Source organism: Halomonas sp. THAF5a, assembly GCF_009363755.1.
GTDB lineage: Bacteria > Pseudomonadota > Gammaproteobacteria > Pseudomonadales > Halomonadaceae > Halomonas.
On the sequence record NZ_CP045417.1, the window covers coordinates 2377193 to 2403091 of the forward strand.

The 25899-nt window shown below is 56.6% G+C and carries 22 protein-coding genes; 4 read left to right on the forward strand and 18 right to left on the reverse strand.

Annotated features, from left to right (window positions below):
- The first annotated feature begins 671 nt into the window (after positions 1-671).
- The 3 genes from FIU83_RS10715 to FIU83_RS17565 all read left to right on the forward strand — a co-directional run bounded on the left by FIU83_RS10715 (position 672) and on the right by FIU83_RS17565 (position 4189).
- On the forward strand, positions 672-1307 hold the full coding sequence (locus FIU83_RS10715; RefSeq protein WP_152484041.1) for a Spy/CpxP family protein refolding chaperone: 636 nt from the start codon (positions 672-674) through the stop codon (positions 1305-1307).
- 78 nt (positions 1308-1385) lie between these two features.
- Positions 1386-3932, forward strand: coding sequence for a heavy metal translocating P-type ATPase (locus FIU83_RS10720; RefSeq protein ID WP_152484042.1), 2547 nt, complete (start codon positions 1386-1388; stop codon positions 3930-3932).
- Positions 3929-4189, forward strand: a complete 261-nt coding sequence (locus FIU83_RS17565; protein ID WP_058577548.1) for a DUF2933 domain-containing protein — start codon at positions 3929-3931, stop codon at positions 4187-4189. Before FIU83_RS10720 ends, FIU83_RS17565 begins: the two co-directional genes overlap by 4 nt.
- 69 nt (positions 4190-4258) lie before the next feature.
- On the opposite strand, the gene FIU83_RS10735 is transcribed toward FIU83_RS17565, so the two are convergent.
- Genes FIU83_RS10735 through FIU83_RS10745 form a run of 3 tightly spaced genes read right to left on the reverse strand, consistent with a single transcriptional unit; the run spans position 4259 to position 6982 of the window.
- The gene (locus tag FIU83_RS10735; protein WP_004574636.1) at positions 4259-5548 is read right to left on the reverse strand and encodes an ISL3-like element ISPpu12 family transposase; all 1290 of its coding nucleotides are present in this window, start codon (positions 5546-5548) and stop codon (positions 4259-4261) included.
- Positions 5549-5569: 21 nt separating this feature from the next.
- Positions 5570-6082 (reverse strand): signal peptidase II, encoded by a 513-nt coding sequence (gene lspA, locus FIU83_RS10740; RefSeq protein ID WP_004863699.1) that lies wholly within the window; start codon positions 6080-6082, stop codon positions 5570-5572.
- A 3-nt stretch (positions 6083-6085) separates the two neighbouring features.
- A complete protein-coding gene (locus FIU83_RS10745) occupies positions 6086-6982 on the reverse strand; it encodes a cation transporter (RefSeq protein WP_004574643.1) in 897 nt (298 codons plus the stop codon).
- Between the two features lie 95 nt (positions 6983-7077).
- Here FIU83_RS10745 and cadR point away from each other — a divergent pair, with 95 nt between their 5' ends.
- Complete coding sequence (gene cadR / locus FIU83_RS10750) at positions 7078-7485, forward strand: Cd(II)/Pb(II)-responsive transcriptional regulator (RefSeq protein ID WP_004364961.1); 408 nt, start codon at positions 7078-7080, stop codon at positions 7483-7485.
- Positions 7486-7714: 229 nt separating this feature from the next.
- Here cadR and FIU83_RS10755 read toward each other — a convergent pair whose 3' ends face one another.
- The 15 genes from FIU83_RS10755 to FIU83_RS10830 form a co-directional block, all read right to left on the reverse strand.
- A complete protein-coding gene (locus tag FIU83_RS10755; protein WP_023007325.1) occupies positions 7715-8173 on the reverse strand; it encodes a hypothetical protein in 459 nt (152 codons plus the stop codon).
- Between the two features lie 18 nt (positions 8174-8191).
- Positions 8192-9532, reverse strand: coding sequence for an APC family permease (locus tag FIU83_RS10760; protein ID WP_152484043.1), 1341 nt, complete (start codon positions 9530-9532; stop codon positions 8192-8194).
- A 650-nt stretch (positions 9533-10182) separates the two neighbouring features.
- Complete coding sequence (locus FIU83_RS10770) at positions 10183-10521, reverse strand: cation transporter (RefSeq protein WP_152484044.1); 339 nt, start codon at positions 10519-10521, stop codon at positions 10183-10185.
- A gap of 78 nt (positions 10522-10599) precedes the next feature.
- Positions 10600-11409 carry a prolipoprotein diacylglyceryl transferase gene (gene lgt / locus FIU83_RS10775; RefSeq protein WP_152484045.1) on the reverse strand — a complete coding sequence of 270 codons (810 nt, stop codon included), beginning with the start codon at positions 11407-11409 and terminating at the stop codon, positions 10600-10602.
- 281 nt (positions 11410-11690) lie between these two features.
- Complete coding sequence (locus FIU83_RS10780; RefSeq protein WP_152484046.1) at positions 11691-14816, reverse strand: efflux RND transporter permease subunit; 3126 nt, start codon at positions 14814-14816, stop codon at positions 11691-11693.
- On the reverse strand, positions 14816-16444 hold the full coding sequence (locus FIU83_RS10785) for an efflux RND transporter periplasmic adaptor subunit (RefSeq protein WP_253939450.1): 1629 nt from the start codon (positions 16442-16444) through the stop codon (positions 14816-14818). The genes FIU83_RS10780 and FIU83_RS10785 overlap by 1 nt, the downstream gene beginning before the upstream one ends.
- A 35-nt stretch (positions 16445-16479) precedes the next feature.
- Complete coding sequence (locus FIU83_RS10790) at positions 16480-17784, reverse strand: TolC family protein (protein ID WP_253939451.1); 1305 nt, start codon at positions 17782-17784, stop codon at positions 16480-16482.
- Positions 17785-17941: 157 nt separating this feature from the next.
- Positions 17942-18451 carry a hypothetical protein gene (locus FIU83_RS10795; RefSeq protein WP_152484047.1) on the reverse strand — a complete coding sequence of 170 codons (510 nt, stop codon included), beginning with the start codon at positions 18449-18451 and terminating at the stop codon, positions 17942-17944.
- A gap of 160 nt (positions 18452-18611) precedes the next feature.
- On the reverse strand, positions 18612-19652 hold the full coding sequence (locus tag FIU83_RS10800) for a DcaP family trimeric outer membrane transporter (RefSeq protein ID WP_152484048.1): 1041 nt from the start codon (positions 19650-19652) through the stop codon (positions 18612-18614).
- A gap of 323 nt (positions 19653-19975) precedes the next feature.
- Positions 19976-20389 (reverse strand): hypothetical protein, encoded by a 414-nt coding sequence (locus FIU83_RS10805; protein WP_152484049.1) that lies wholly within the window; start codon positions 20387-20389, stop codon positions 19976-19978.
- A 131-nt stretch (positions 20390-20520) separates the two neighbouring features.
- On the reverse strand, positions 20521-21291 hold the full coding sequence (locus tag FIU83_RS10810; protein ID WP_253939452.1) for a copper resistance protein B: 771 nt from the start codon (positions 21289-21291) through the stop codon (positions 20521-20523).
- Positions 21292-21300: 9 nt separating this feature from the next.
- Positions 21301-23136 (reverse strand): copper resistance system multicopper oxidase, encoded by a 1836-nt coding sequence (locus tag FIU83_RS10815; RefSeq protein WP_152484050.1) that lies wholly within the window; start codon positions 23134-23136, stop codon positions 21301-21303.
- 72 nt (positions 23137-23208) lie between these two features.
- Positions 23209-24543, reverse strand: a complete 1335-nt coding sequence (locus FIU83_RS10820) for an ATP-binding protein (RefSeq protein WP_152484051.1) — start codon at positions 24541-24543, stop codon at positions 23209-23211.
- A complete protein-coding gene (locus FIU83_RS10825) occupies positions 24524-25189 on the reverse strand; it encodes a response regulator transcription factor (protein WP_152484052.1) in 666 nt (221 codons plus the stop codon). Before FIU83_RS10825 ends, FIU83_RS10820 begins: the two co-directional genes overlap by 20 nt.
- 9 nt (positions 25190-25198) lie before the next feature.
- Positions 25199-25711, reverse strand: a complete 513-nt coding sequence (locus FIU83_RS10830) for a plastocyanin/azurin family copper-binding protein (RefSeq protein ID WP_152484053.1) — start codon at positions 25709-25711, stop codon at positions 25199-25201.
- Positions 25712-25899 lie beyond the last annotated feature (188 nt).

Here is a 25899-nt window from a genome sequence, read left to right on the forward strand (position 1 = left end):
CATGGCGGAAACAGGATTTGGCAACCTGAGTCTGCACACACGCCTCCTGCTTTCTTCGATCTTGATGCATATCAATGGACAGGTAGTATCACTGGTCTAAGGTGAGGGAGCCGTTTCTCGACAAGTTGTCTGCCACCATGGCCAAGAGCCCACCGACACGCCGCCTCAGTCTTGCCCACGCCTTGTCGTGGCTGCGTATCGGTATAGTCGCACTGATGCTGCTGGGTCTATTCCTGGTTGCGATTCAGTCCCACGCCCACCACGAGACTGCCTTCCTCCAGGGCAGCCCCCTGGCCGGGCAACACCTCGAGGCCCCCCAGGAGGCCCCCAGCTGCCACCATGGCCATGGTACGGGTTCTCTCGTCGGTGCCCTGCCGCACGTGACGCAGCAGGACATCAAATTCGCTACCGTTCCTCCCTCCTTGGGCGGTATGGACCCGGCGCCTCGGATACTCGCCAGCAGCGGTGTCCCGCAAGCTCTGCCCGACCCTTCTCCGGTTCCCGTCTATCTGCTGACACAACGGTTCAGATCCTGAGCCCTGGGTAATTCTCCTCACACCCAGTCGCTGTTACATGTCGGGTCCCGTGTGATTGACCTCTGTGCAGCACGTAGCCGAAATAATGTCAGCAAAGGGCCTGAATGGGCCCAACAGCTCGCTAGGAGAAGGATCATGGAAATTCGCAAGCACACTCTCGCTCTCGGACTCGCCCTGGCACTCGGTGCCAGTGGTAGCGGCATCGCCCTCGCCCAGAGCATGCCGACCAATCAGCCCAATCAGGGTAGCGGCATGACGGGCGGCAGCGGCGGCCAAGGCGGCATGGGGCCCGGCATGATGAGTGGAATGATGGGCGGCGGCCAGGGCGGCATGGGGCCCGGCATGATGAGTGGAATGATGGGTGGCGGCCAGGGCGGCATGATGAAAGGCATGATGGGCGGCGGGATGATGCCCTGCCCGATGACGGACGGTGCTGGCATCGGCATGATGCAGGAAATGCTCGAGCCGGAGCAGCGCGACGAGATGCGCGCACTGATGCAGGAGCACCGCCCCGCCCAGTTCGAACGCATGGGCCGCCTGATGAACCTGCGCGATGACCTGATGGCAGAGATGCGCGGCGAGCGCCCCGACCCCGAGGAGGTCCAGGCCCTGCACGGTCGGATGGCCGAGCTTCACGGCGAGATGATGGCCGAGAGAGTGCGTCTGCAAAATGCCATGCATGACCTGCTGACCGACGAGCAACGTCAGCAGCTTCAGCAGGCCACCCCCGAGGGTGACGTCGACCCCGAGGACCACGAGGCCCATCACTGACTGGGGGATGTCACAGACTCAGGCAACAGGACGGCCATGGTTGGCCGTCCACTCGGCAACGCCCGCAGGAGACAAGCGATGAGCGATTCGCCCCCCAACACGATCACCCTGACGGTCCCCGGCATGGGCAGTGACCACTGTGCCGGCATCGTGCGCAAGACGCTGGAACGCCTCGATGGCGTGGGCGAGATCCAGACCAATATCGCCAACCACCATGTCAGCGTGACCATCGAAGCAGGCGGGCCCGACGGCGACACCTTGAAGGAAGCCGTCGAAGGCGCCGGCTATGACGTGGCCGCCGTCAGTGGTGGTACCGGCATGCAACAGGTCCGCCTGACCGTTCCCGGCATGGGCTCGGACCACTGCGCCGGCATCATCCGCAGTACCCTGGAGCGGCTCGAGGGTATCGAATCAATCGACACCAATATCGCCAGCCACCGTGTGGCGGTGACCGTCGCCCGGGATGGCCCCGATGGTGAGGCGATCAAGCGCGCCGTGGAAGGGGCCGGCTATGATGTGGCCGCCGTGCAGGCCGACGAGGCGGAGGATGCCGACAGCGACGCCGAGATCGAGGAGGCCTATCTTTCCCAGGCCCGCAAGCGGCTGATCATCGCCGCGGTCCCCACCACCCTGATCATGCTGCTGATGATGCCGCACATGTTCTGGCAGCCGATTCCCGGCTACCTGGCCATCATCGCCGTGCTGGCCTTCCCGGTGGTGTTTCTCCATGGCGGTATTGCCACCCACAAGTCGACCTGGCGCTCGCTGAAGAACGGCACCTTCAACATGGACGTGCTGATTTCCATGGGCAGCCTGCCGCCCTACCTGATCGGCCTAGTCGGCTTCGTCTACCCCATGACCTCATTCATCGAGATGGCCGCCACCATCATGACCTTCCACCTGCTGGGCCGTTACCTGGAGGCACTCGCCAAGGGACGCGCCTCCCAGGCCATCCGCCGCCTGATGACCCTGGGTGCCAAGACAGCACGCGTCGAGCGCGATGGCGAGGAAGTCGAGGTGGCGGTGAAGGAGCTGGCCCCGGGCGACATCATGGTCGTGCGCCCCGGCGACAAGATCCCCACCGACGGCGAGGTGGTCGAGGGCGAGAGCCATCTCGACGAGTCCATCGCCACCGGCGAGTCGATACCGGTCTACAAGAGCACCGGGGACAGCGTGATCGGTGCCACCATCAACAAGGAGGGACGCTTGCGGGTCAAGGCGACCCGCGTCGGCGGCGATACCTTCCTCGCCCAGGTGGTGCGGCTGATCGACCAGGCTCAGGGCTCGCGGGTACCGATCCAGGAATTCGCCGATCGCATGACCGGCCGCTTCGTACCGGCGGTGCTGGCCATCGCCCTGGCCAGCCTGATTGCCTGGGCACTGTTCCCGGATGCCCTGCGACCGATACTCGACTGGGGTGCGACCTTCCTGCCCTGGGTGAACCCCGAGGCCGCCACGCCGGTGCTGGCGATTCTCGCCGCCATCGCAGTGCTGGTCATCGCCTGTCCCTGCGCCCTGGGCCTTGCCACCCCCACGGCGCTGATGGTCGGCTCCGGTATCGGTGCCGAGCGTGGCATCCTGATCCGTTCCGGCGAAGCGATCCAGACCTTCAAGGACGTCAAGGTGATGGTGCTCGACAAGACCGGAACCATCACCCGCGGCGAACCAAAACTCACCGAGGCCGTCGCCGCCGAAGGCGTCGACGAAAACCGCCTGCTGACCCTGGCGGCGAGCGTGGAGAACGCCTCGGAGCACCCCATCGCTCGGGCCATCGTCGATGGTGCCCGGGAGCGCGATGTAAAACCCGGCGAGGTCAGCGAGTTCCGCTCCACCGGCGCCCGTGGCGTGTCGGGCCGGGTCGGCAACGAAAGCGTGCTGATCGGCAATCGCCGGTTGCTGGAAGAGGAAGGCGTGACCGGCCTCGAGGCCCTGGATGACGCCATGGGCGAGCTCGAGGGCAAGGGCCGCACCGTGGTGATCGTCGCCGCCGACGGCCAGGCGCTCGGCTTGGTGGCAGTGGCCGACACCCTCAAGCAGGAGTCGGTGGAGGCCATCCGCGGCATGCATGATCTCGGTCTGCACGTGGTGATGATCACCGGCGACAATGAACGCGCCGCCCGCGCCGTGGCCGACGAGGTGGGCATCGACGAGGTCCAGGCCGGCGTGCTGCCGGAAGGCAAGGTTGATGCCATCCGCGCGCTGCAGGAACAACACGGCAACCACGTGGCCATGGTCGGCGACGGCATCAACGACGCCGCAGCACTGAAGCAGGCCAACGTGGGCATCGCCATCGGTGCCGGGGCCGACGTGGCCATCGAGGCGGCGGACGTGACCCTGGTACGCGGCGAGCTCACCGCCGTGGTGGACGCCATGCACCTCTCGCGTGCCACCTTCGGCAAGATCGTCCAGAACCTGATCTGGGCCAGCGCCTATAACGTGGCCGCCATCCCCATCGCCGCCATCGGCCTGTTGCACCCGATGATCGGCGTCATCGCCATGACCACCAGCTCCCTCTCGGTGATCGGCAACTCGCTGCTGCTCAAGCGGCGTTACGCCCGTGAGCAGCCCCGCGGAGAGCCTTCCACTGCCACCCCATCGGTCCAAGCCAAAGGCGACCGCTCATGAAACGACCAGAATCCACCAAGCCCCCCTCGGGAGAGGCCGAATCACAGAAAGAGCCGTCTTCCCCTACCGCGGCACTCCATAAATGGATGATGACCGCCTGCGTGGTGCTGATGGGAGGCGCCGTGCTGCTGTTCATGTGGGGCGGGCAATCACTGAGCAGCGGCGCCTGGCTGCTGCTGCCCCTGGCCCTCTGTCTCGGCATGCACTTCCTGATGCACCGTCATGTCGGGCATGATCAGCGCGACCGAGATGAATAGCAGATATAAAAGGGTATACGGATTTAATGGTTGATGGGGCACCTTCACCCCATCAATCTGATACCACCCTCAGATGGTTGATAGATCGACTCCGTAGTTGAGTTCCTCTGCGAAGTCCGGCAGTCCGTAACCGATGGTTTTCTTGTAGAAAGGAGAGACCTTCGCAGTCGGTGCCTTCTTCTTGTGCTTCGTGGTGTAGAGCATTCGTGCCCGCATCACCTCGAAGGAGTAACCGCGCCCTTCACGGTTCTTGTCCTTGGCCAGTCGGTTGATGGACTCCGTGTAAGCGTTGGTGACGGGCATGTCCGTCTCGAAGTAGGTCATGGTCTCTTCGCGCCAGTTTCCCACTGCCCTGACCAGATCGCTCCAGACTTCCTTTTGGCCCTTCGGGATGGTGGCTATCCACTCGTCCAGGGCGGCTTCTGCCTGGAGCCGTGTGGTGGCGTCCCAGATGCCGTAGAAGCGCTCCTTGTGCTCGTAGGCGGCCAGCAGTTGCGGGAACGCGCCTGTCCAGGTCTCCATGATGAGGCGCTCCCGGTCTGAGACTTCGTGAGCGCGTTTCAGCAGGATTTTCCGGTCTCCCTTGAGAGTCCGGCTCTGGGACGGTTTCAGCTCCTTTCTGAGGCCCTTGCGCACTCTCTCTAGGGCATCGTTGGCCATGCGCACCACATGGAACTTATCGACCACGATACGGGCCTGGGGCAGCACAGCCTTGACCGCTGCCCGGTAGGGGTTCCACATGTCCATGCTGACGATCTCGACCTTCTGCCGGTCTTTCAGCTTCATCAGGTAGTTGGTCACCACGTCCTGGCGGCGGGTGGCCAGCAGGTCGAGCAGGGTTCGCTCCTCAATGTTGGTCAGAATGCAGCGGTAGCGCTTGTTCAGGTATAGCTCGTCAATGCCCAGGATGCGGGGCGTCTCGAAGCGGTGCCAGCGCCCCAGGAACTCGGCGCGGGCGTTGAAGATGTCGCGCACCGTCTTCTCGTCCAGGCCGGTCTGTGCCGCCACAAAGGTGTAGGGGTGGTTGAAGGATTCCTTCTCCACGTACTCATGCAGCCGCAGTGTCATACGGAATCCGTCCACCATCTCCGGTAGCTGGGGCCTGAATGTTGTCTTGCAGGCCCGGCAGGTGTATCGGCGGCGGACCACCCAGAGAGTGACCCGCTTGCCGTGGATGGGCAGATCACGATAGGGAACGTCACGCTTGCCGAACCGTACGAACTCACCCTGCACGCCGCATTCCTCGCAGGCGATGGGATCGGGCACGTCCACCTGGAAGTGCATTTCGTCGTCGGTTGATTTGCAGCCCAGTACTTGGTATTGCGGCAGGTGAAGGATGTTGTCGGGAAGTTCGGTCATGGTGTTGTATAGGCGTAGGTGTCAGTCAGATCCATCCGGCTCGGCATTGGTGTTTGCTTTTTTACCCAACAAGCTGCTGGAAACGAAAAGTAAGGCACCGAGGACAATTGCAATATCAGCCAGGTTGAAGGCCGGCCAATGCCAATCTCGCCAATAGAAATCAAAGGAATCCACAACATAGCCGCGAAAGACCCGGTCAATCAGGTTGCCCATGGCGCCACCGAGGATAAGACTGTAAGCGATGGCTTCTCCTTTATGACGATTTTCAAGGATCAGCTTGATCAGAAAAATCGAGACCACTACCGCGATTCCGATAAAAAAGTAGCGCTGCCAGCCTCCACCATTCGCAAAAAGACTGAATGCGGCACCGGTGTTCCATAGGTGCACCCAGTTAAAGAACGGGGTCACCGAAACATACTCGCCATAGGCCATTGATTGCTGCACCAGCCACTTTACAGCCTGATCAGACGCTGCCAGCAGGCCCGATATGGACAATAGGGCATACGGCGAGAGCTTTTTGCCAATAATGAGCATTATTTAACCCTTCAACGCCAAAATGCGTCTGGCACCGTTAAGTACAATGCCCCCCGCGATGGTGCCGATAATCAGATCCGGATAATTGGAACCGGTCCACGCGACCAGGGCGCCGGCGGTGATGACCCCCAGGTTGATCACCACGTCGTTGGCCGAGAATATCCAGCTTGCCTTCATGTGCGCCCCGCCTTCCCGATGTTTGGATATGAGCAGCAGACAACTGGTATTGGCAATCAATGCGACGAATGCGATAGCCATCATCACCAGCGATTCAGGCTCACTACCGAATACAAAGCGTCTCACCACCTCTACGAGCACGCCCACAGCCAAGATCAGTTGCAGTACACCAGCAAGATGCGCGGCACGTACCTGCATTTTCACGCTATGTCCAACCGCATAAAGGGCAAGCCCGTACACCGCCGCATCGGCAAAATTGTCCAGGGATTCTCCAATCAGGCCGGTGGACTGGGCGATCAGACCGGCAGTCATTTCCACCACGAACAGAAGTGCATTGATGCCGAGCAACCAGCGCAGGGTCCCGGATTCTTGCTTAGCAGAAGCTGCCGAAAACTCGGCGGCCTTGATGGTCTCCGGATTTGCAGCGACGGTTTCCTGAAGCGAGGCGCCTAGCCCCAAGGTCTTCAGTTTCGAGGTGACGGGCTCGACCTCGCCGTCATGCACGACCTTCAGCCGGCGGTTCGACAAGTCGAAGGACAGCGCCCGAATCTCCTCAAAGCCGTTCAGGGCTAGGCGAATCATTCGTTCTTCTGATGGACAGTCCATCTTCGGCACGGCATAAACACTGACCCATCTCCCTGGCGCCTCGGAGGAGGCCTGTATATCGGTATCCGCTGCGGACGTTGCATCACCGCCACAGGCGCCACCACAGGATTTGCTCATGATACGACTCCACTTGAACAATGTTGTGGTACCATTTAAAACTATAAAGCTACTATAAGGTCAATAGAGTAAAGAATCCGTTGGGGAGGAGGCTGATGCGCATTGGTCAGTTGGCGCAGTTGGTAGGGGTCGAAACACAGACGATCCGCTTCTATGAACAGCAGGGCTTGTTGCCGCCGCCTGATCGGCAGGACAACGGTTACCGTGTCTATACCGAGAAGCATGGTGAGGGGCTGGCCTTCATCCGTCGCTGCAGAATCCTGGGCCTGTCACTGGCTGAGATTCACGAACTACAGAGCTATCAGGACGACCCTCATCAGCCTTGTACCGCCGTCAACGCCTTGCTCGATGATCACATCTCTCATGTGCGGTCGCAGATAACCGCTCTGCAAGCGCTTGAGAAACAACTCGTTTCACTGAGAGCGAGTTGCAACGATGACCGGGAAGTTGAGGCGTGTGGGGTTCTTGCTGGAATTAGCGAAGGAAACATGCACCAGCAGTAGGTGAAGCATCAACCAGATAATCCGATGAGATGCCGGTCTGTCTCACTCTCATGCAAAGGTAAGATCAACCATTTAATCCGCTTACCCATATAAAAAACAGGACAATCGGCATCGGTGCCAGACACGCAATGCCGATGCCGTTCTGGTACGTTACTTTAGGAACAGTCAGGACAGATGTTATGCCGAGGGTGGCGATCAGGCAGTTATAACAGATCCAGACATCATTTTCTTACAGATCGTCCATCCTCCCAGTCTGCCGAACAAGGCGCATCGCTTCATGCTGTTCCAGCTCAAGAAGGGATTCAAGCAACTCCCTTGCTTCAGGAATCTCCGCCTTGCCAACCAAGTTACGATAGAGATCTGTCACTTGATCATGGAAGTCGAAAATCTCCCGACAGATTTCATTGAAACCCAGCGCAGCATAGGGTGCATCACAGGTCCGATGCGTCCGGATCGGCCTGTGTTCCAGATAATCATATACATAGGTATTCAATGCTTTGGGGTCCGCTCTACTCTTTAACTCACCAACAACATACTCCATCTCATGCTCATGAGCTGCCAGATAATTAAGGAGCATCTTGGCACGCTCTTCTTCATTATGATCGGCACAGTGAGAAAGACAGCGCGCCAAATGCTCATGCAGCTGCCGTGTCCAGTCAATCAGGTCACCAAAGGTCCGAACCTCCATGATCCTTATCCTTAATAGTTAATGAGAATGAGTATTATCGTTTGAACTAGAAGCGCCGTTACGAGACAAAAAGAGTCGCTCGGCAATCAAGATAGCCGCCATGACAATCGTTGCGACGATTAGCACCAGGGGATCTGTCGTCGCTTTCACCCAAAGGAAGCCTGCCAGCACGACGGCATCCAGCAGTATCGCAATAACCAGCACGATTGGGTTGGCACCGACCTCCTTGCGAAGATGACGCAACACCCCCCAATGAACAGCAATATCCATGATCAAGTAAAAAATGATACCAAGTGCGGCGATACGGCTAAGGTCAAAGAAAGCCGTCAGAACCAAACCAAGCACGACCGTATAAACCAGGGTATGCTTCTGGATACTGCCTGGCATATGAAAGTGACGATGCGGCACCAGTTCCATTTCCGTCAGCATTGCCAACATGCGTGAGACCGCAAATATACTGGCAATGATACCACCCGCGGTGGCCAGCATGGCGAGAATGACGGTGAACCAGACGGCGGCCTCCCCCAGCGCAGGACGGGCAGCAGCCGCCAACGAATAATCTTTCGTTTCGATTATCTCGCTCAGCGACAGATTACTGGCGACAGCGAAGCCCACCAGCGCATAGATCACCACACACAGGGCGATCGAGATCATGATCGCCCTGCCGACGTTGCGATGGGGATCTTTTATCTCTGAACCACTATTGGTGATCGTCGTGAACCCCTTGAAGGCCAGGATCCCCAACGCGGTTGCTCCTAGAAAGCCTGACAGAGATCCCTCGGGCGTCGACGCCGAGGTTTCCATGCCGACCGAGTCGGCGATGATGACACCGACGACCCCGAACAAGATGATCCCACCAATTTTTATGAACCCGAGTACTGACGCAACACCCTGAATCAGCTTGTTGGCGGAGAGGTTTAGTAAAAATGCAGATATCAGCAGCGCAACACCCAATAAGGGGACAAGCAGTGACCTATCCCTCACATCGAAAAGCTCTAGCGTGTAGGACCCGAAGGTTCTCGCTAAGAAGCTTTGCGCTATCACCATGGAAAAATACATCAAGAGCGCATGGAAAGCGGTGGTCAGTGTCGGTCCATAGGCTTTTTGGAGGTACATGCCAATACCACCAGCTGACGGATAGGCATTGGACATCTTCACATAGGAGTAGGCACTGAAGGAGACGATTAGTGCCGCTGATAAGAAAGCCAGAGGGAAAAGCGCCCCCGTCATCTCGGCCATCTGTCCTGTCAAGGCAAAGATGCCCGCACCGATCATGACCCCAGTACCCAAGGCGATCGCACCGATCAGGGAGAGGCTATTCTCCTGGTACTGTGGGGTTCTATCCATTGACTTCATCATCTCTCTCCTTGGGGTCATGAAACAGGATCCTACTGAAAGCCCTCTTGACAATCCGACATGCGCCCGATGACGAAGAGTAGAGCGTGCCTTGACAGAATAGTTCAGAGTGTAGAACCTATGTGCCACCCAACAGTTAAATCCTCTTTTTGGATACACCTTCAGCTCCTAGCAGATGACGGCGTGACATCCATAGCATCAGCGGCGGCAAGATCAACCATTGGAGTAACGGCGAGAGGCCCGTGCCCAACCAGGGCACGCGGGGCATTAGCGGTGCATACTCCCAGCGTTGACTGACTAGCGTCGCGTACCACTCCATCGCCACCGTGATCCCGACACCCACCAGCACGAAGCCCAAGCACTCCTTGGCCCCATAGACCCAAGCCTGTCACGACGTCGACGCCATGCAGCCACCGAACAATACGCCATCAACGCGATCACCACATCACCTAGAGTCGCCTGGGTACAAGCCTGCACGGCTTCCCAGTGTGGCATCGCAGGCATGCCCACATACAACGGAGCCTGTAGAAACTCCCAAGGCAGGTTCAGCAGAAAGGCAAAAAACGCGACATGACGTTCCGAGGCCGAGCGGAGTGCCTATCTTCATACAGCGTTCAACCTAAGGCTAGCCCGTGCGTGGTTAAGACTACCATTCAATGGCAGCTCCAAGGCTCCTGCTTGGCATTGTCCTTCACATTCTGATCGACAAACCGATAATGCTCCTCCTTGAAGCGGTTCCACCAATCACGACAGATTTCGATCGCATACTTTTCGAGGATATCCTCAACGCAGTCGAGGCAGAGACGTGAGGCATCATAGGCCAGGTTAAGCTTTCGTTTCTTGTCATCGTACGAAACACTATCTAGCCCGTAGAGTTCATCAATATCTGCAACAGCCGCTCGCACCGCGTCTAAGTCATTGGAATCAAGTTTTAAGTGACGAGTCACTAGATTAACCTCAGAAACTCCCAACCGATGTTCTTTGTGTGTCATGAGAATTCTCCTAGTACTGCAATATCGTTAACGTTCTTCCATTACTATCGCCATGCTTCCCCAAGGCACTTGCCTTTCTCACCGATCCGATGTAGCAACCAAGGTTTGCTGGCTACGACGCGCAGTGATGACCAGGAACGCACCGGCTGCCAACATTGGTACCGTCAACAGCTGCCCCATGGTGAGCCAGCCAAAGGCGATGAAGCCCAACTGAGGATCGGGCAAGCGAGCAAACTCCACGATGAAGCGGAAGGTGCCGTATAGGAGCAGAAATAGCCCCGAGATAAGACCTTGCGATTGCGGTTTACGAGACAGCCACCACAGCACGGCAAACAGCACCACACCCTCCAGGGCAAACTCGTAGAGTGCTGATGGGTGGCGCGGCTCAGGGCCCAGACCCAACATGGGCGGGAAGACCATCGCCCAGGGCACTTCACTGGCCCTCCCCGGCAACTCGTGATTGATGAAGTTACCGAGGCGCCCTGCACCTAGTCCGATAGGCACCAGCGGCGCGATGAAATCGGTCAGCTGAAGGTAGGCCAGGCGGTGACGTCGAGCAAACAGCCACGCGGCTATCAGAACGCCGGCAAGCCCCCCATGGAAACTCATGCCCCCTTCCCAGACCTTGAACAGCCACAAGGGGTTGGTCAGCAGCTGATCGAGACCATAGAACAGCACAAAGCCCAGGCGGCCGCCGATGATGACGCCCAGAGCTCCATAGAAGATCAGGTCACCGATATCATCGTGGGTCAGGCCGAGGCGGTGCGCTCGCCGCCGCCCAAGCCACCATGCAGCCGTCAGCCCCACCACGTACATCAGGCCATACCAATGAAGCCGTACCGGTCCGAGGGAGAATGCCACTGGATCGATTTGTGGGTACGCAATCATGGCGATTTCCTCGCGACGTTCAAGCTTCTACGAACCGTTCGACGTTGCGCCAGCCGGTTAGCGCATAGTCAATCGTGATCCCTTATGACCCAGCATAGCCCCAAGGCCTGAACGCAAGCTGAATCTGGGCTCACAAAGCGCAAATCAACCTGGCGCGAGACTCCGTCACTGGCAATCTTTACATCAATAATGCAAATGACCGCTCGTGTTAGGCTGGGTGCCCTCAAGATACTGCATTCGAGCGTTTATAATGTGCCACCCAGCCTCGCCGATCCTGTTAGCTAGGAATGGCTCACACGACGGCATTTCCACAGGTAGTAGACACAAGGCAATACCAGAAGCGTCAATATCACCGCACTCAACATACCGCCCACCATGGGCGCGGCAATGCGACTGACGACCTCGGAACCCGTGCCGGAGCTATACATCAGCGGCAGAAGACCGGCAATCGTCGAGACCGACGTCATCATTACCGGTCTCACCCTCAGCGCAGCACCGTGCAGCACGGCGTGGCGTAGTGTCTCCCGGCGGGGTTGTACTCCCTTGTGTTGGCAGCGCTCGATCATCTGCTGATACGCCTGGTTGAGATAAACGAGCATGATCACCCCGATCTCGACTGCCACCCCGGCCAGAGCGATAAACCCCACGCCCACGGCCACGGAGAAGTTATAGCCCAGCAGATACATCAGCCAGATGGCCCCGACCATGGCCAGCGGTAGCGTACCCATGATGATGGCTACCTCACTGAAGCGCTTGAAGCTCATGTAGAGCAGGATCACGATGATGGCCAACGTGAAAGGCACCACATAGCTCAGCTTCTCTTTGGCGCGCAACATGTATTCATACTGCCCGGACCACGTCACCGAATATCCAGCGGGCAGCTCGAGCTCCTCGGCCACAACGTCCATGGCGTGCTGCACATAGGTGCCGACATCCACGCCTTCGATATCCACGAAGGTCCAGCCATTGGGGCGCGCATTCTCGCTCTTGATCGCCGGTGGCCCGTCTTCCACGTAGATGTCCGCCACGTCGGCTAAAGCGATGCGCTGCCCATTGGCAGTGACGATCGGTAGCTCGGCCAGTCGCTCGGGAGAATCCCGGTAATCCTGCGGATAGCGCAGGTTGACCGGGTAGCGCTCCAGTCCCTCGATGGTCTGCGTGATGTTCCGACCGCCGATGGCGGTCGCCACCACCTGTTGCACGTCGGCAATATTAAGTCCATAGCGCGCCGCCCGAGCGCGGTTGATATCGACCTTGATATAGCGTCCTCCGGCCACCCGCTCGGAGTAGACCGAAGCGGTACCAGGAACATCGGCAAGGATCGTCTCCAGCTGCAGCCCGATGGACTGAATCTGCTTGAGATCTTCTCCGCCCACCTTGATGCCCACCGGCGTCTTGATCCCGGTCGCCAGCATGTCAATACGCGTCGAGATGGGCATCACCCAGGCATTGGATACCCCCGGTATCCGCACTAGGCTGTCGAGTTGTTTCTTGAGCTTGTCGGTGGTCATTCCCTCTCGCCACTCTTCCCGCGGCTTGAGCTGAATGAAGGTCTCGATCATGGTCAGCGGTGCTGGGTCGGTAGCCGTGTCGGCCCGTCCGATCTTGCCAAACACGGTGTCCACCTCGGGTACGCTGGCAATCAGTTTATCGGTCTGCTGAAGGAGCTCGCGTGCCTTGCCGATGGATAGCCCTGGGTAGGTGGTGGGCATGTACATCAAGTCGCCTTCGTCCAGGGGTGGTATAAACTCGCTGCCAATCTTGCTGACCGGCCAGAAGCCCACCAGGGTTATCGCCAGCACCAGGGCGATGGTCGTCTTCGGGAATCTCAATACTGCCTTGAGTACCGGCATATAGGCCCCGACCAGCAGCCGATTGACCGGATTCTTGTGCTCAGGCAGTACGCGGCCGCGGATGAAGTAGCCCATCAGCACAGGAACCAAAGTGACCGCCAGCCCGGCACTGGCGGCCATAGCATAGGTCTTGGTGAAGGCGAGCGGTGAGAACATCCGCCCTTCTTGGGCCTCGAGGGTAAACACAGGCACGAAGCTGACCGTGATAATCAGCAGGCTGAAGAAGAGGGCCGGTCCCACTTCCACCGCCGAGTCGGCCACCACCTTCCACCGGTTCTCACGCGTCAGCGGTGTACGCTCCATGTGTTTGTGCAAATTCTCGATTAACACGACGGCGCCATCGATCATGGCACCGATCGCTATGGCGATACCCGCAAGGGACATGATGTTGGCGTTGATACCCTGCCAGTTCATGATGATGAAGGCAGTGAGTATGCCCATCGGCAGGCTGATCATCGCCACCAGAGCAGAACGTAGGTGGAACAGGAAGAGCACGCACACCAGAGCCACGATGGCCAGCTCTTCGAGCAGGCCACGCAGCAGGTTGTCTACCGCCTTCTCGATCAAGCCTGAACGGTCATAAACCGTCACGACCTCCACCCCCTCCGGCAGGCTGGACTGGAGCTGCTCAAGTTTGGCCTTGACGCCATCGATCGTCTTCTGGGCATTCTCTCCTGTGCGCATAACGACGATGCCGCCGACGGTCTCTCCTTCCCCGTTCAGCTCGGCAATGCCACGACGCATCTGGGGCCCCATCCCGATGTCGGCGACATCCTTGAGCAGCAGAGGCGTTCCATTGTCATCCACACCCAGAGGGATACTGGCAAGATCCTCACGACTCTGAATATAACCAGTAGCGCGCACCATGTACTCGGCTTCGGCCATCTCAACGACCGAGGCGCCCACTTCCTGGTTGGCCCGCTGTATAGCGGTCTGGATGTGAGCCAGGGGAATGTCGAAGGCACGCAGTTTCTCAGGATCCACCACGACCTGGTATTGCTTGACCATGCCGCCAAGCGCCGCGACTTCAGAGACGCCCGACACGGTCTGAAGCTCATATTTCAGGAACCAGTCTTGCAAGCTTCGCAGCTCGCTGAGGTCATGTTGGCCAGTCCTGTCGATGAGGGCGTAGAGATAGACCCACCCCACCCCAGTGGCATCCGGGCCAAGCTGTGGGCGCGCACTATCTGGTAGCGTGGGCGCTACCTGAGAAAGGTACTCCAGCACACGAGAGCGGGCCCAGTAGGGATCGGTATCCTCATCAAAAATCACATAGACGTAAGAGTCGCCGAAAAAGGAGTATCCGCGTACCGTTGCCGCCCCGGGAACCGACAGCATGGCCGTAGTGAGCGGGTAGGTGACCTGATCTTCGACGACCTGTGGAGCCTGGCCCGGATAGTTGGTCTTGATGATCACCTGCACATCGGACAAGTCCGGAAGAGCGTCCACAGGAGTATTCTTGACTGAATAGATTCCTGCCCCTGCCAGAATCACGGCAGCAAGAAGCACGAGAAAACGGTTGCTGATAGACCAGCGGATCAGCGCAGGTATCATTACTTGCTCTCCCCTGCTGCATGGCCTTGATGGCTCATCCCTTCTTGATGGCCGTTACCCACATTGCCAGCTTCTCCGTGATCCATGACCACATCGATGGATGTTTTGGTTACCACGTCGTCAACGTGTACGCCTCGAAGAGCGTATTTTTCTTCCGTAATCCGTTCGAGCTCGGCATGGATGTCCATGCCGGCTTTCAGCTGTGCGGGACTAACCGTATCGCCAATCAGGAAATTCATGCTCATGGCCGGCCATTCCCAAGCCGCAATAGGAGCATGGGAAAGGGTCACCATGCCATGGTCTAGCATGACATCTTCGATGCGTGCCGGCACCCATACGGTCTCAACAGAGGAATTCCCATCAACCTCTTCAGCATTGCCACTATGCTCCATTCGCTGAAAGTCTGATGTTCGACTTGATTCGGAATCCAGAAGGAACTGAGCCGACGTAACAATACGATCTCCTTCCTCCAGGCCGGATACTATCTCGACGGCTTCCCAACCCACGCGTCCAACGTCGACTTCGATGGACTTGAATTTTCCATCACCCAACGCAAGAACGACACGCGACTGGCTTCCGGTGCGAACCAAGGCCTCACGGGGTATTTGCAATGCCTCCGACGTTGTGTCGGACATAATGGTCAACTGAGAAAACATTCCAGGTTTTAGCGCCAGGTCGTCGTTGGCGAAACGCATCCTTACACGAGCCGTACGCGTCTCACTATCAATACTTGGATATATATAGTCCACCACCCCTGTCCACTGCCGTTCGGGTAGATAGTCAAGAGTCATGCGAACCTCATCTCCCTCAGCGATCAACGCTGCCTGGCGCTCAAACACCTCTCCGACAGCCCACACATGATCAAGAACGCCAATACTCATCATGCTCATCCCCGGGCTCACGAACATTCCTTCACGCACTTGCAAGTTGTCCAAAACGCCACTCTGAGGTGCGCGCAAGATGATCGTCTGGCTGACCTGGCGTGTGTCTTTGAGACTCTGGATGGCTTCAGTGGGAACTTGTAACGCGCGCAGCCTCTCCAAGGCGGCAGAAATCAGACGTTGATTGCCGCGGTTCATTGCAAGCAACAACTCCTCCTGAGCATTCACGAGCGTAGGCGAATAGATCGAGTAGAGCGGTTGACCTTGGGTAACGCGATCGCCTTCGGACTTGGCAAATAACTTTTCTATCCACCCCTCGACGCGGGGATGGATATGTACCAACTTATCTTCATCGTATTGGACATAGCCAACTGTCCTTACCGTAGTGTCAAAGGTATCCTTTTCGACCGTGCCTGTTTTGACACCAAGATTATTGACGACATCAGGAGAAATTTTCACTGTCCCGGGAGTATCTCCTTGGTCCTGATCATCATATACCGGCACGAGGTCCATCCCCATCGGGGATTTTCCAGGCTTGTCTCGCTTATAGTTGGGATCCATTGGCGCCACCCAATAAAGGGGAACGCGCTCCCCCCTCTCTTCCATCCCAGTCTCACTACTATCGTTTCCAATTGCAGTTCCTACTGCATTCAAGATGAACGCCTTCCCTCCCAGGATCATACTGCCGGACACACCCAAGAAAACGCCTAACGATATGACGAAAAAGTACCTAACCATTGGATTCATCGTGATGTCTCTTTTCAGGCTTGATAAGTCGTGAGTTAGAGTGAAGACGTGCCTTGGGACAGCAGGTAGTTGATATCCGAGATCACCTTGAGTCGTTGGGCTTTCAGGCCAATCAGTTCCACATTTGCATTGGTTTCATCAATTCGTGCCCGCACGGCTTCTGCAAAATCACCATCGTCATTGTTATAGGCATTCAGGGAAGCTTCCGCCTGTTCGCTCAGCTCTGGCAACAAGCGATTCCCATATAGTGCAAGCCTTTCATCAAGCCGCGACAACTTAGCCCGATTTGTTTCTAGCCTGGCAATCAGTTCGCGTATCAAGCTTTCCCTTTGATATTGCGCAGTTTCATAGCGAGAGGCAGCCGCCGCCACTCGCTTGTCCTGTCGATTTTCCGTAAAGATAGGCAAGTCGAATGTGACGCCGACGGAGAACAAATCCGCTCGGCTCCCACCCATGGGGTCGTCTTCTCGGTAGCCATACTGAGCCGATACACCCCATTCTGGCTTGTACTGCTGCCTCGCTGCATCGACCCCAATTTCCATAGCATCAATCGACATATCGACGGCCAGCACGGCAGGGTGATACCTCACACGCTCATACCATGCCTGTCGATTGGGACGCTCAACGACAGTGAAAAGCTGAGGTTCTTCCAATTCTAGCCCGGGGAAATCCGCAACTACCGGCATTATCGCTTCGCTCCCCAGCCACTCAGATAGCTGCCGTTCAACGGCCTCTTGTTGCTGCCTGAGATCGGTCAAGCGGTCCTCCAGGCGAGTCAACTCCAGCTGCGCACGAATCACATCATCTTGACGGGTCATTCCGAAGGCGGACGCATAACTCACCTCGGCGACATCAGCTAGCTGCTCAAACAAGCTACGATCACGCTCTATCCGCTCGATGCTCAGCTGAGCACTAGTGGCCTCCAGCCAAAGCTGGCTAACCGTAGCCTCGACTCTGGCTTCCCTATCCTGCCGCAACATCGGCTGTTGGGCCGCAATCTGCTGCTTTTGTTGCTTGGCAAGCGCCAGGCTATCTCCTCTGGGAAATTTCTGACTGATTCCGACGCTGAACTGGGTCATACCTTCTTGATTCAAGTCAAAGGTATCAACCGGCAGATTTCCCGCTTTCAATGAAATCTGAGGATCAGGGAGCTGGGCCGATGCAATGGCCTCGTTCTCAAGGGCGGCTTCAGTGGACATACTTCCGGTTAACCAAGGGTCTTGATCAATGGCTATCTGTATCGCTTTTTGCAAACTGTCCGCTTCACTTCCGGCAACAGCAATAGCTGGCATCCAGGCGACACCCAAGACACCAGTGAGTAATAATGCAGCCTTGATCACAGCAGATCTCCACGGAAAGGTTATGCCACACAGCAAAACATCATTATAACTAAATTAAATACTCAGCCATAATACACTATGACTGGAAATCTATTCAGAAAACCAAAAGCTTACTGGGACGCTGGTTGGCCAGCATTAGCTGGCCAACCACCGCGCATCACTGAATGTCTACATGCAGACTGTACTGGTGCATATCACTATCACCAAGCCCACCACTATCACCTGAAACCATCAGGCGATATTCGCCTTTCTCGAGCTTTTCATCAATTGTGAAGTCTCCATTGAATGAATCTACTTCCGCAATGGTTTTCCCTGAATCATTCATCAACTTTGCCTTCATCCTAAGTGTAAGACTTGATGATCCTGGAAAGTGATCACTGGCAATTGTCACCTCTGAACTTTCGTTTAACGAAAGCGCATATTCATGTGGGAAGCCGCTGGTCAAAATCCCACCAGACGTAATCCCCTCCGTCAGCTGCCTGTCCTGAGATTCGGTGTGGCCAAAATTGGCAAATGCTGGCGTAGCAACGAGGCTAATGATGGCAGCGGCAAGTGCGAATTTGATTTTCATGTCAACTCTCTCTTCCTGTTTGGTGACAGTCTCAGGATACGTTTCTAACCTGAACCCAGCCTTAACAGCCAGGCTATCAAAAATGATCCAGATCATTCTTTTTCTCGTAACGATGGACACGACATATCTGATAAACTATGCAAAAAAATGACCTAAGTCACATTTTTAAACACTATGCCTTGCTCACATAAAAAAAGCTTGGGCATTCGCCCAAGCAATCGATCAAAACAGCTTTCTGCTATGCTATTGCTTCATCTTAGAATCCATATTGAGCAGCCACCATTACACGGCTCGCGTCATCTTCACGACCATTGGCCAACTCCGTTTCGAAATAACCATACTCAACCCCATACATCAAGCGGTCGCTGGGTGTCCACATCAGATTCAGAAAAGTATTCTTGTTCCTTCTACCTGCATTCCCACCCACGGTAGTGTCGCCCAATTCGACATCGGTATAGCCATGTGACGCGTTCAGTGAATACTGTGGCGATATTTGATAAGAAAGACCCAGGGCTCCGCCATCGCCAGATAGCGTTTTCAGGTTGCCGTTGATATCAACGTAGGCATCTGCACCGTTGAAATAATCGCCAGCCAAGTAAAGGTAACTGTTCGCCCCATCACTGGCGTTAACGATTGCTCTCAAGGTCACTGGTCCGGCTTGATAGGCGCCTGCAGCGAAGGCCCCATAGCCCATTTCCGTATCCTTCTCGCTGCCGGTATCGTACTTCAGCTGTCGGGCGATGCCGGCGATTGAGTATGAAAAGTCTCCAGGGTTGTCTTCATAGCGCAGGCTCAATGCCGGCATCGATGATACGGCATCGTCATTATCTGGCAAGGAGGCGTCTTCAGGTAAAGAACCATCGATGTTCTCCGCCAGCTGTGCTTTCGGATCCTCCGCAGCTATCGAGAACCCTCCAATAGTGTAGCGCAACTGGGCAAGGCGCGATCCATAGCCACCATAGCTTCCCGCCGTGCTAAAGAAATCCAGTGTGGGTGTGGCGGCCACGAAGGTGTTGTAATTCGACCAGGTCTGTCCGGCAAGAATCCCATTCCAGGAACCATAGGCATGCCGTAATCTGAAGCGCGCATTATCATCATTATACGACCAAAAGTCCCCTTCGATGACGGTGTCAAGCGTACTCCTCTCGACAGGCGTACTGGTCCGAAATCCGATACGGCTCTGTGTTGCGGATACCTGAAACTGATCCCCAACATCCCCCTCATTTTCCAATCCTGCGACTTCAGCAAAGTAACCTTCGTTAGCCGATCCGGCATCCCGATCGAAGTTATAAGCCATGTTCAGCCTGGCTTAGCCATAAAGCCCCACGGTGGTCTCTCTAACTTGTGTTTCCAAGGCCGCCGAAGAAGTCGCTCCCATTGCCAACGCCACAGCCGTCAGGCTGACTAGAGCAGCTTTATTATTATTCCACATAATGACACCTCAGTGCAGATGATATTGTGTTTAATGTCGCATATTACGACTTTTTAGACTAGCACCGTTTTCTGAACCCACGCTGAACAGCTCGCATAGAAATGCACCTGTCATCGAAATATGGCTGACATAAAAAAGGCCAGCTTTGAGCTGGCCCTGTCGATCAAACCAAACTTCCGCTCGGCTTTTCAATAGGATACGTGTAGTTCATACCGATTACTAGCATTCTCGTGCGCCGAACCCGCTGGAGTTCCTGAGACCTCCAGCTGGTAATTGCCAGGCTCTAACTGTCGGCTGAGCTGGAAGTGACCTCGCGGACTGGATGCTTCCGCTAAGCGATTACCATCATTATCATACAATGTCGCTTTGATATTGACTCCCTGGCTCGATACCCCCGGGAAGTGCATGCTACTCACTCTCAACGTAGTGGGCTGATCGATGTTGATCTGGTAGCGATCCGGCTGAGAGCCCAGTATTTGGGTATCGGACGTCCCTCTTTCAAGATTCGGTACCCCTTGGGCACCATGTCCCACATCAGCCAGAACGGGCATTGATAGCGCACTGGCCACTGCGATCCCGAAAGTCATGATCTTGAGCTTCATCAGAGGTCCCTCCTTTTTGGTGACATTGTCATGATAGTGGTACAATCTGAAACAGAGCTGAATATGCCTCGGTGAAAATTAAAAAAAGCGCCACCTTCCGGTGGCGCAAGCATCGAAGTATACCATGATGATTAGAACATCAACCTTACGCCGGCCACGACACCGGTATCTTCCGTGGCATCACCGCCGGCACGGGAGAGGTCGGCGGTATCGCCATATTGCTTCTCCCAGTAAGTCCCGACGTAGGGGGCGAAGCGGCGAGTCACCTCGTAACCCAAACGCATGCCGACGCGCACCGAGTTGAGCCCCTCACCCACGCCAAACTCTTCAACCTCGCTGGCGGCCACGGCAATCTCGGTGCGCGGCTGCAGATAAAGGCGTTGCGTTAGGCGCAGGTCGTACTCGCCCTCGAAACTCGCCGAGACATCGCCCTCTTCGCTGACCTGTAGCGCCACGTCGGTCTCGATGCCGTAGGGCATGACACCTTGTAGGCCAACCACGCCGTAGGTGCGCTCGGCATGGTCGTCGGAGAAGACGCCGCCTTGGTAGCCGATGCCGCCCTGGAGCTCCCAGAAGTCGGCGACGAGCCGGCTATAGAGTAGCTCCAGGGACTCGAACTCGGCATCCTCGCCATCGCCCTGGACGTTATCGCCCTCGGACTTCAAGTAGACGCGGTTGACGTCACTGCCGTACCAGGCCTGGAAGTCCCAAACCACGGCCTCTTCCCCCTTGTCGGGCACGGCATACTCGAGCCGGTCGAACAGTGCCATGCCCATATTGTGTTCCACGACCGGTGACGGCCAGACGGCCGGAGCATCGTAGCCATCCTCTGCCTGGGCAACGGGAAACGTGGTTGTGGCCAGCAGGACACCGGCGGCGGTCAGTGGGATTCTGTTATTCATGCCTTCTCCTTACGAAACCTTGACGACCCGGAACATGCCGGCATCCATGTGGTAGAGCAGATGGCAGTGGAAGGCCCAGCTGCCTTCGGCGTCAGCGGTGATCAGCGCCGAGACGCGCTCACCCGGCTTGACGTTCAGGGTGTGCTTGCGCGGGATCAACTCGCCCTGGCCGTTCTCCAGCTCCATCCACATGCCATGGAGATGGATGGGATGCTCCATCATGGTGTCGTTGATCAGGATCAGGCGCAGGCGCTCATCCTTATTGAAGTGAATGGGGCCAGTCACTTCACTGAACTTCTTGCCGTCGAAGGACCACATGTAGCGTTCCATATTGCCGGTGAGGTGCAGTTCCAGCTCTCGCTCCGGTTCACGGCTGTCCGGCCAGGGGGTGAAAGCCTTGAGGTCGCGATAGACCAGCACCCGGCGCTCGCCGGGATCGATACCGATACCGGCCTGATCGTAGCGAGAGCCAGGCTGAGCCGCCCCTGCCGCCAGCATGCCATTGGCGTTCATCCTGTTCTCTTCACCTGACATGCCCTGCATGTTGGCGTGGTCCATGCCCTGCATGTCCGAGCCATTCATGCCGGAATGATCCATGCCCTGCATGTCTGAGCCGCCCATGCCGGAATGATCCATGCCCTGCATGTCTGAGCCGCCCATGCCGGAGTGGTCCATGCCCTCCATGCTGCCCATGCCGTGGGCACCCATGGCCTCCATGCCACGGTCGGCAATCTTGCGACGCTCGGGGATCTCGGCGGCCATGCCCTCGCGCGGCGCCAGGGTGGCCCGCGCATAGCCGCTGCGATCCATGGGTTCGGCGAAGATCGTATAGGGCGTGTCGTCCTCGGGTGCGACCAGCACGTCGTAAGTCTCGGCCACCCCTATGCGGAACTCGTCGACGGGAACCGGCTGCACCGGCTGGCCGTCGGCGGCCACCACGGTCATCTTCAACCCGGGAATACGCACGTCGAAGTAGGACATGGCCGAGCCGTTGATCACCCGTAGACGGACCCGCTCACCGGCCTTGAACAACGCCGTCCAATTCTCTTCGGGCGAGTGACCATTGAGCAGGTAGGTGTAGGTACTTCCGGTGACATCGGCGATGTCACGCGAGCTCATGCGCATCTTCGCCCACATGCCGCGCATTTCGGCGGTGGCGGCAAAGCCCTTCTCACGCACGTCGGCGAAGAAGTCGGCGACGGTACGCTCCTGGAAGTTGTAGTAGCCCTCGGCGGTCTTGAGGTTGCGGAAGACCGCCATGGGGTCCTCGAAGGTCCAGTCGGTGAGCAGCAGCACGTGCTCACGGTCGTAACGGAAGGGCTCACGCTCGGCGGCATCGATGACCAGCGGACCGGCGTGGCCGAGCTGCTCCTGCAGGCCGGAGTGGCTGTGGTACCAGTAGGTACCGTTCTGGCGTACCGGGAAGCGATAAGTGAAGGTCTCGCCCGGGGCGATGCCCGGAAAGCTCACCCCCGGCACGCCATCCATCCCGGGAGGCAGGATCAGGCCATGCCAGTGGATGGACGTGGGCTCGTCGAGCAGGTTGGTGACCCGCAGCACAGCGTCCTGACCCTCCTTGAGACGAACCATCGGCCCGGGGCTGGTGCCGTTGATGCTGATCGGCCGTGCCTCCTTGCCATCGATCAGGATCGATTCGCGGCGGATAGCCAGCGACACTTCCGGCCCCTCTTCGACTCCCTTGGAATAGACATTGGTCTGACCCCAGGGGTTGGCCCAGCTAGGACGCAGGCTCAGGGCCGCTGCCGACCCAAGGCCAAGCGCAGCACCGCCTTTGAGGATCTGACGACGTGACAGCGGATGCGTGATGACGCGCGAGTTTGCCATGTGTGACTCCCGTCCATGTTTGACGCGAGCCAGTCTGAAGGATGAACCTGAAACAGGCCTGAAAATCCGCGATTAATCGGTAGACTCCTTGATGGGCACCTCCATCCTCACGCACAAGCCCCCCAGCGCACTGGGCTCAAACCTCACTTTCCCGGCATAGCGCGTCATGAGTTGCCCCAGAATGGAAAGGCCAAGACCATACCCGGGATGACTTTCATCCAGCCGCCGGCCACGCTGACCAAGGCTAGGCAGATCATCTTCTGCAACGCCAGGACCGTCATCCTCAACGGTAATCCTGAGAAGATCATCGAGCACAATACGACAATCTACTTTTCTGCTGGCCCACTTCCCGGCATTGTCAAGCACTATCCCGAGCATCTCGGAAAAATCCTGAGACTCAATGGGGACTCGCTTCTCGATTTCCTCCGGCAAGCTCATGGTGAAATCAATATCTGGATAAAGACTTCGAAACATCTCGATCAATCTTGTGCATTCGCGATGGAGATCAGACATGCGCCCTGCGTTTGGGCCCGCAATCCTTGATCGCCTAAGTTCTGCATCCAGTTGAGCGTGCATTTCTGCAAGTCGCTCAACCAGCTTCTGGCGACGAGTATCATCAATAGGGCGCGAACCTCGCAGCACCTGGGTCACCGCCGCGAGCGGCGTCTTGAGTGCGTGAGACAGGTTTGCCACCGAGTCGCGGGAGCGTTGCAAACGACTATCGATCTCGTCCATGAACCGGTTGAGTTGAATGACCAAGCTATCTAGCTCAGAGGGAACATCCAAGGATAGACGCTCTCGATCTCCAGTCCGAAGTTCTCCAAGTTGATTCCGGAGTCGTGAGAGAGGTATCAAGCCACGATTGACCGCCAGAATATTCAACAGCACCAGGAGCAGTAACAGAACTGCCGCAATAGCCGCTACCCACCAGTGAAGCTCATGCAGCCCCGCTTCTACTTGAGAAAAATCTTCACCAACAAGTAGCACCCCACGCTCTTCCTCCAAAGAGAAAGATCGCCGATATACCAATATATGTTGCCCCCCATCCCTGACTTCCACGAGATCATCACTGGTATCATCCAACAAAAAGTCCAGTGCCTTCACCCAACGTGGGTCTGAAGAGGAGATATCGCTTCCTAAGCGTAGAACGTACAAGTGGTGAAAGGCTTGAAAAACGCGGCTCGCGGAATCCAGCACGACGGGGGTAGATATATGATCCTGCTTGACTTGTTCAATCGCATGATCGGCTTCTCGTTTCAGTCGCTCTCCGAGAAAATCACGCGCCAAGTCTTGAAGCAAGATACCATGCAACAGCCATGTGGCTCCGGTCACGATAATGGCAATGCCAGAGAGCCAACACAGCAAGCGGACTCGCAGGCTCCGTCCGTCAATGCGTAACAAAGACATACCCCTGCCCGCGCCGAGTTTGTATCAACGATTTCCCTACGTGACGTCGCAATCTGGCAATGTACACTTCAATAATATTAGGCGTCGCCGCATCTTGATCTAATGCGTAAAGTTGCTGTAGAAGGCGTTCTTTAGAAAGCACTCGATCGGGATGATGCATGAAATAACGCATGAGAACGAATTCAGTTCTAGTCAGGGACTGCCAAGCCCTACCATTGACGCTGACACATCGGCCTGCCTCATCCAACGTAATACCATTGAGAGAAAGCTCATGCGACGTACTGCCAAATTTCCTACGAAGTAGCGCTCTAATTCTGGCTATAAGCTCAGGCTCATGAAAGGGTTTTGTCAAGTAATCATCAGCACCTTCTTCAAGACCTATGACCTTATCTTCCCATGTATCTCGAGCAGTCAGAATCAGAACAGGAAGGTCGTATCCATCCTTACGCCACTTCTTGAGCAAATCCAGTCCCGAGCCGTCTGGAAGACCGAGATCGAGAATTACCAGTTCATAGTGCTCGGTTGCCATAAGCGACCTGGCCACTTTCAGCGAAGTGGCCAGATCAACCCGGTAACCGTTGTCTTTCAGACTTTCGGCCAGACTCTCAGCGAGAAGGTCGTCATCTTCAAGAAGCAACAGTTTCATGTGAAAAGCTTATCCCTGTAAATCGATATTCCCGGACATGCCGGCCTCATAATGGCCCGGAATATTGCAGGCGTACTCCAGCCCATCAACATTCTGGGGGGCAGTCCATAAGAGTTCTGCGGTGTCACCCGGCGCGATAGTCACGGACGGCATGCTGCCGCCATGCTCGCCTCCGGCCATGTCATGGCCGCCACCACCATGGCCGCCACCACCACCATGGCCGCCACCACCATGACTACCCCCCATCTCCTGCATCATCTTGCGATGTGCTTCCTGAGCCTCGGCATCGCCGATGACGAACTCGTGCTCCACGTTACCAGTATTAACAATTTCGAACTTGATTGTTTCGCCGGGAGCAATGTTGAGCTTCTCATGGTCGAACCACATATCACCCGCCTCGACGCGGATGGTGCGATCGACTTCAGCAGTGTTCACTGATGAATGTGAACCGCCATGCTCACCAGCTGCAAAAGCAGCTGTCGTAGCGAGGCCGAGTGCCAGCGTCAGTAGAGTCTTGCGCATGATATACCCTCTTTTAGTTGAGTCAGGGGAGTTCACTTGTAACGCACAAACCTGAAGACAAGCTGAACAAAGCAAAAAATAGTGTCAATCCACATCACACCTTGACATTGGGCCCACCCATAGGTTGTAAGCTCATAACTGAAGCTAAACAGCCTTCCCTGCCTCGGTAAGGCGATTTCTCTACCAGC

Excerpts from the sequence above, each read along its gene's own strand:
- FIU83_RS17565 (WP_058577548.1), top strand. The coding sequence starts at position 3,929 with ATGAAACGACCAGAATCCACCAAGCCCCCCTCGGGAGAGGCCGAATCA.
- FIU83_RS10820 (WP_152484051.1), bottom strand. The coding sequence starts at position 24,543 with ATGTCTTTGTTACGCATTGACGGACGGAGCCTGCGAGTCCGCTTGCTG.
- FIU83_RS10770 (WP_152484044.1), bottom strand. The coding sequence starts at position 10,521 with ATGACACACAAAGAACATCGGTTGGGAGTTTCTGAGGTTAATCTAGTG.
- lspA (WP_004863699.1), bottom strand. The coding sequence starts at position 6,082 with ATGCTCATTATTGGCAAAAAGCTCTCGCCGTATGCCCTATTGTCCATA.
- FIU83_RS10780 (WP_152484046.1), bottom strand. The coding sequence starts at position 14,816 with ATGATACCTGCGCTGATCCGCTGGTCTATCAGCAACCGTTTTCTCGTG.
- FIU83_RS10715 (WP_152484041.1), top strand. The coding sequence starts at position 672 with ATGGAAATTCGCAAGCACACTCTCGCTCTCGGACTCGCCCTGGCACTC.
- FIU83_RS10830 (WP_152484053.1), bottom strand. The coding sequence starts at position 25,711 with ATGCGCAAGACTCTACTGACGCTGGCACTCGGCCTCGCTACGACAGCT.
- FIU83_RS10800 (WP_152484048.1), bottom strand. The coding sequence starts at position 19,652 with ATGGCTTATAACTTCGATCGGGATGCCGGATCGGCTAACGAAGGTTAC.
- FIU83_RS10815 (WP_152484050.1), bottom strand. The coding sequence starts at position 23,136 with ATGGCAAACTCGCGCGTCATCACGCATCCGCTGTCACGTCGTCAGATC.
- FIU83_RS10805 (WP_152484049.1), bottom strand. The coding sequence starts at position 20,389 with ATGAAGCTCAAGATCATGACTTTCGGGATCGCAGTGGCCAGTGCGCTA.
- FIU83_RS10720 (WP_152484042.1), top strand. The coding sequence starts at position 1,386 with ATGAGCGATTCGCCCCCCAACACGATCACCCTGACGGTCCCCGGCATG.
- FIU83_RS10760 (WP_152484043.1), bottom strand. The coding sequence starts at position 9,532 with ATGATGAAGTCAATGGATAGAACCCCACAGTACCAGGAGAATAGCCTC.
- FIU83_RS10755 (WP_023007325.1), bottom strand. The coding sequence starts at position 8,173 with ATGGAGGTTCGGACCTTTGGTGACCTGATTGACTGGACACGGCAGCTG.
- FIU83_RS10795 (WP_152484047.1), bottom strand. The coding sequence starts at position 18,451 with ATGATCTGGATCATTTTTGATAGCCTGGCTGTTAAGGCTGGGTTCAGG.
- FIU83_RS10785 (WP_253939450.1), bottom strand. The coding sequence starts at position 16,444 with ATGAATCCAATGGTTAGGTACTTTTTCGTCATATCGTTAGGCGTTTTC.
- lgt (WP_152484045.1), bottom strand. The coding sequence starts at position 11,409 with ATGATTGCGTACCCACAAATCGATCCAGTGGCATTCTCCCTCGGACCG.
- FIU83_RS10810 (WP_253939452.1), bottom strand. The coding sequence starts at position 21,291 with ATGAATAACAGAATCCCACTGACCGCCGCCGGTGTCCTGCTGGCCACA.
- cadR (WP_004364961.1), top strand. The coding sequence starts at position 7,078 with ATGCGCATTGGTCAGTTGGCGCAGTTGGTAGGGGTCGAAACACAGACG.
- FIU83_RS10745 (WP_004574643.1), bottom strand. The coding sequence starts at position 6,982 with ATGAGCAAATCCTGTGGTGGCGCCTGTGGCGGTGATGCAACGTCCGCA.
- FIU83_RS10825 (WP_152484052.1), bottom strand. The coding sequence starts at position 25,189 with ATGAAACTGTTGCTTCTTGAAGATGACGACCTTCTCGCTGAGAGTCTG.
- FIU83_RS10735 (WP_004574636.1), bottom strand. The coding sequence starts at position 5,548 with ATGACCGAACTTCCCGACAACATCCTTCACCTGCCGCAATACCAAGTA.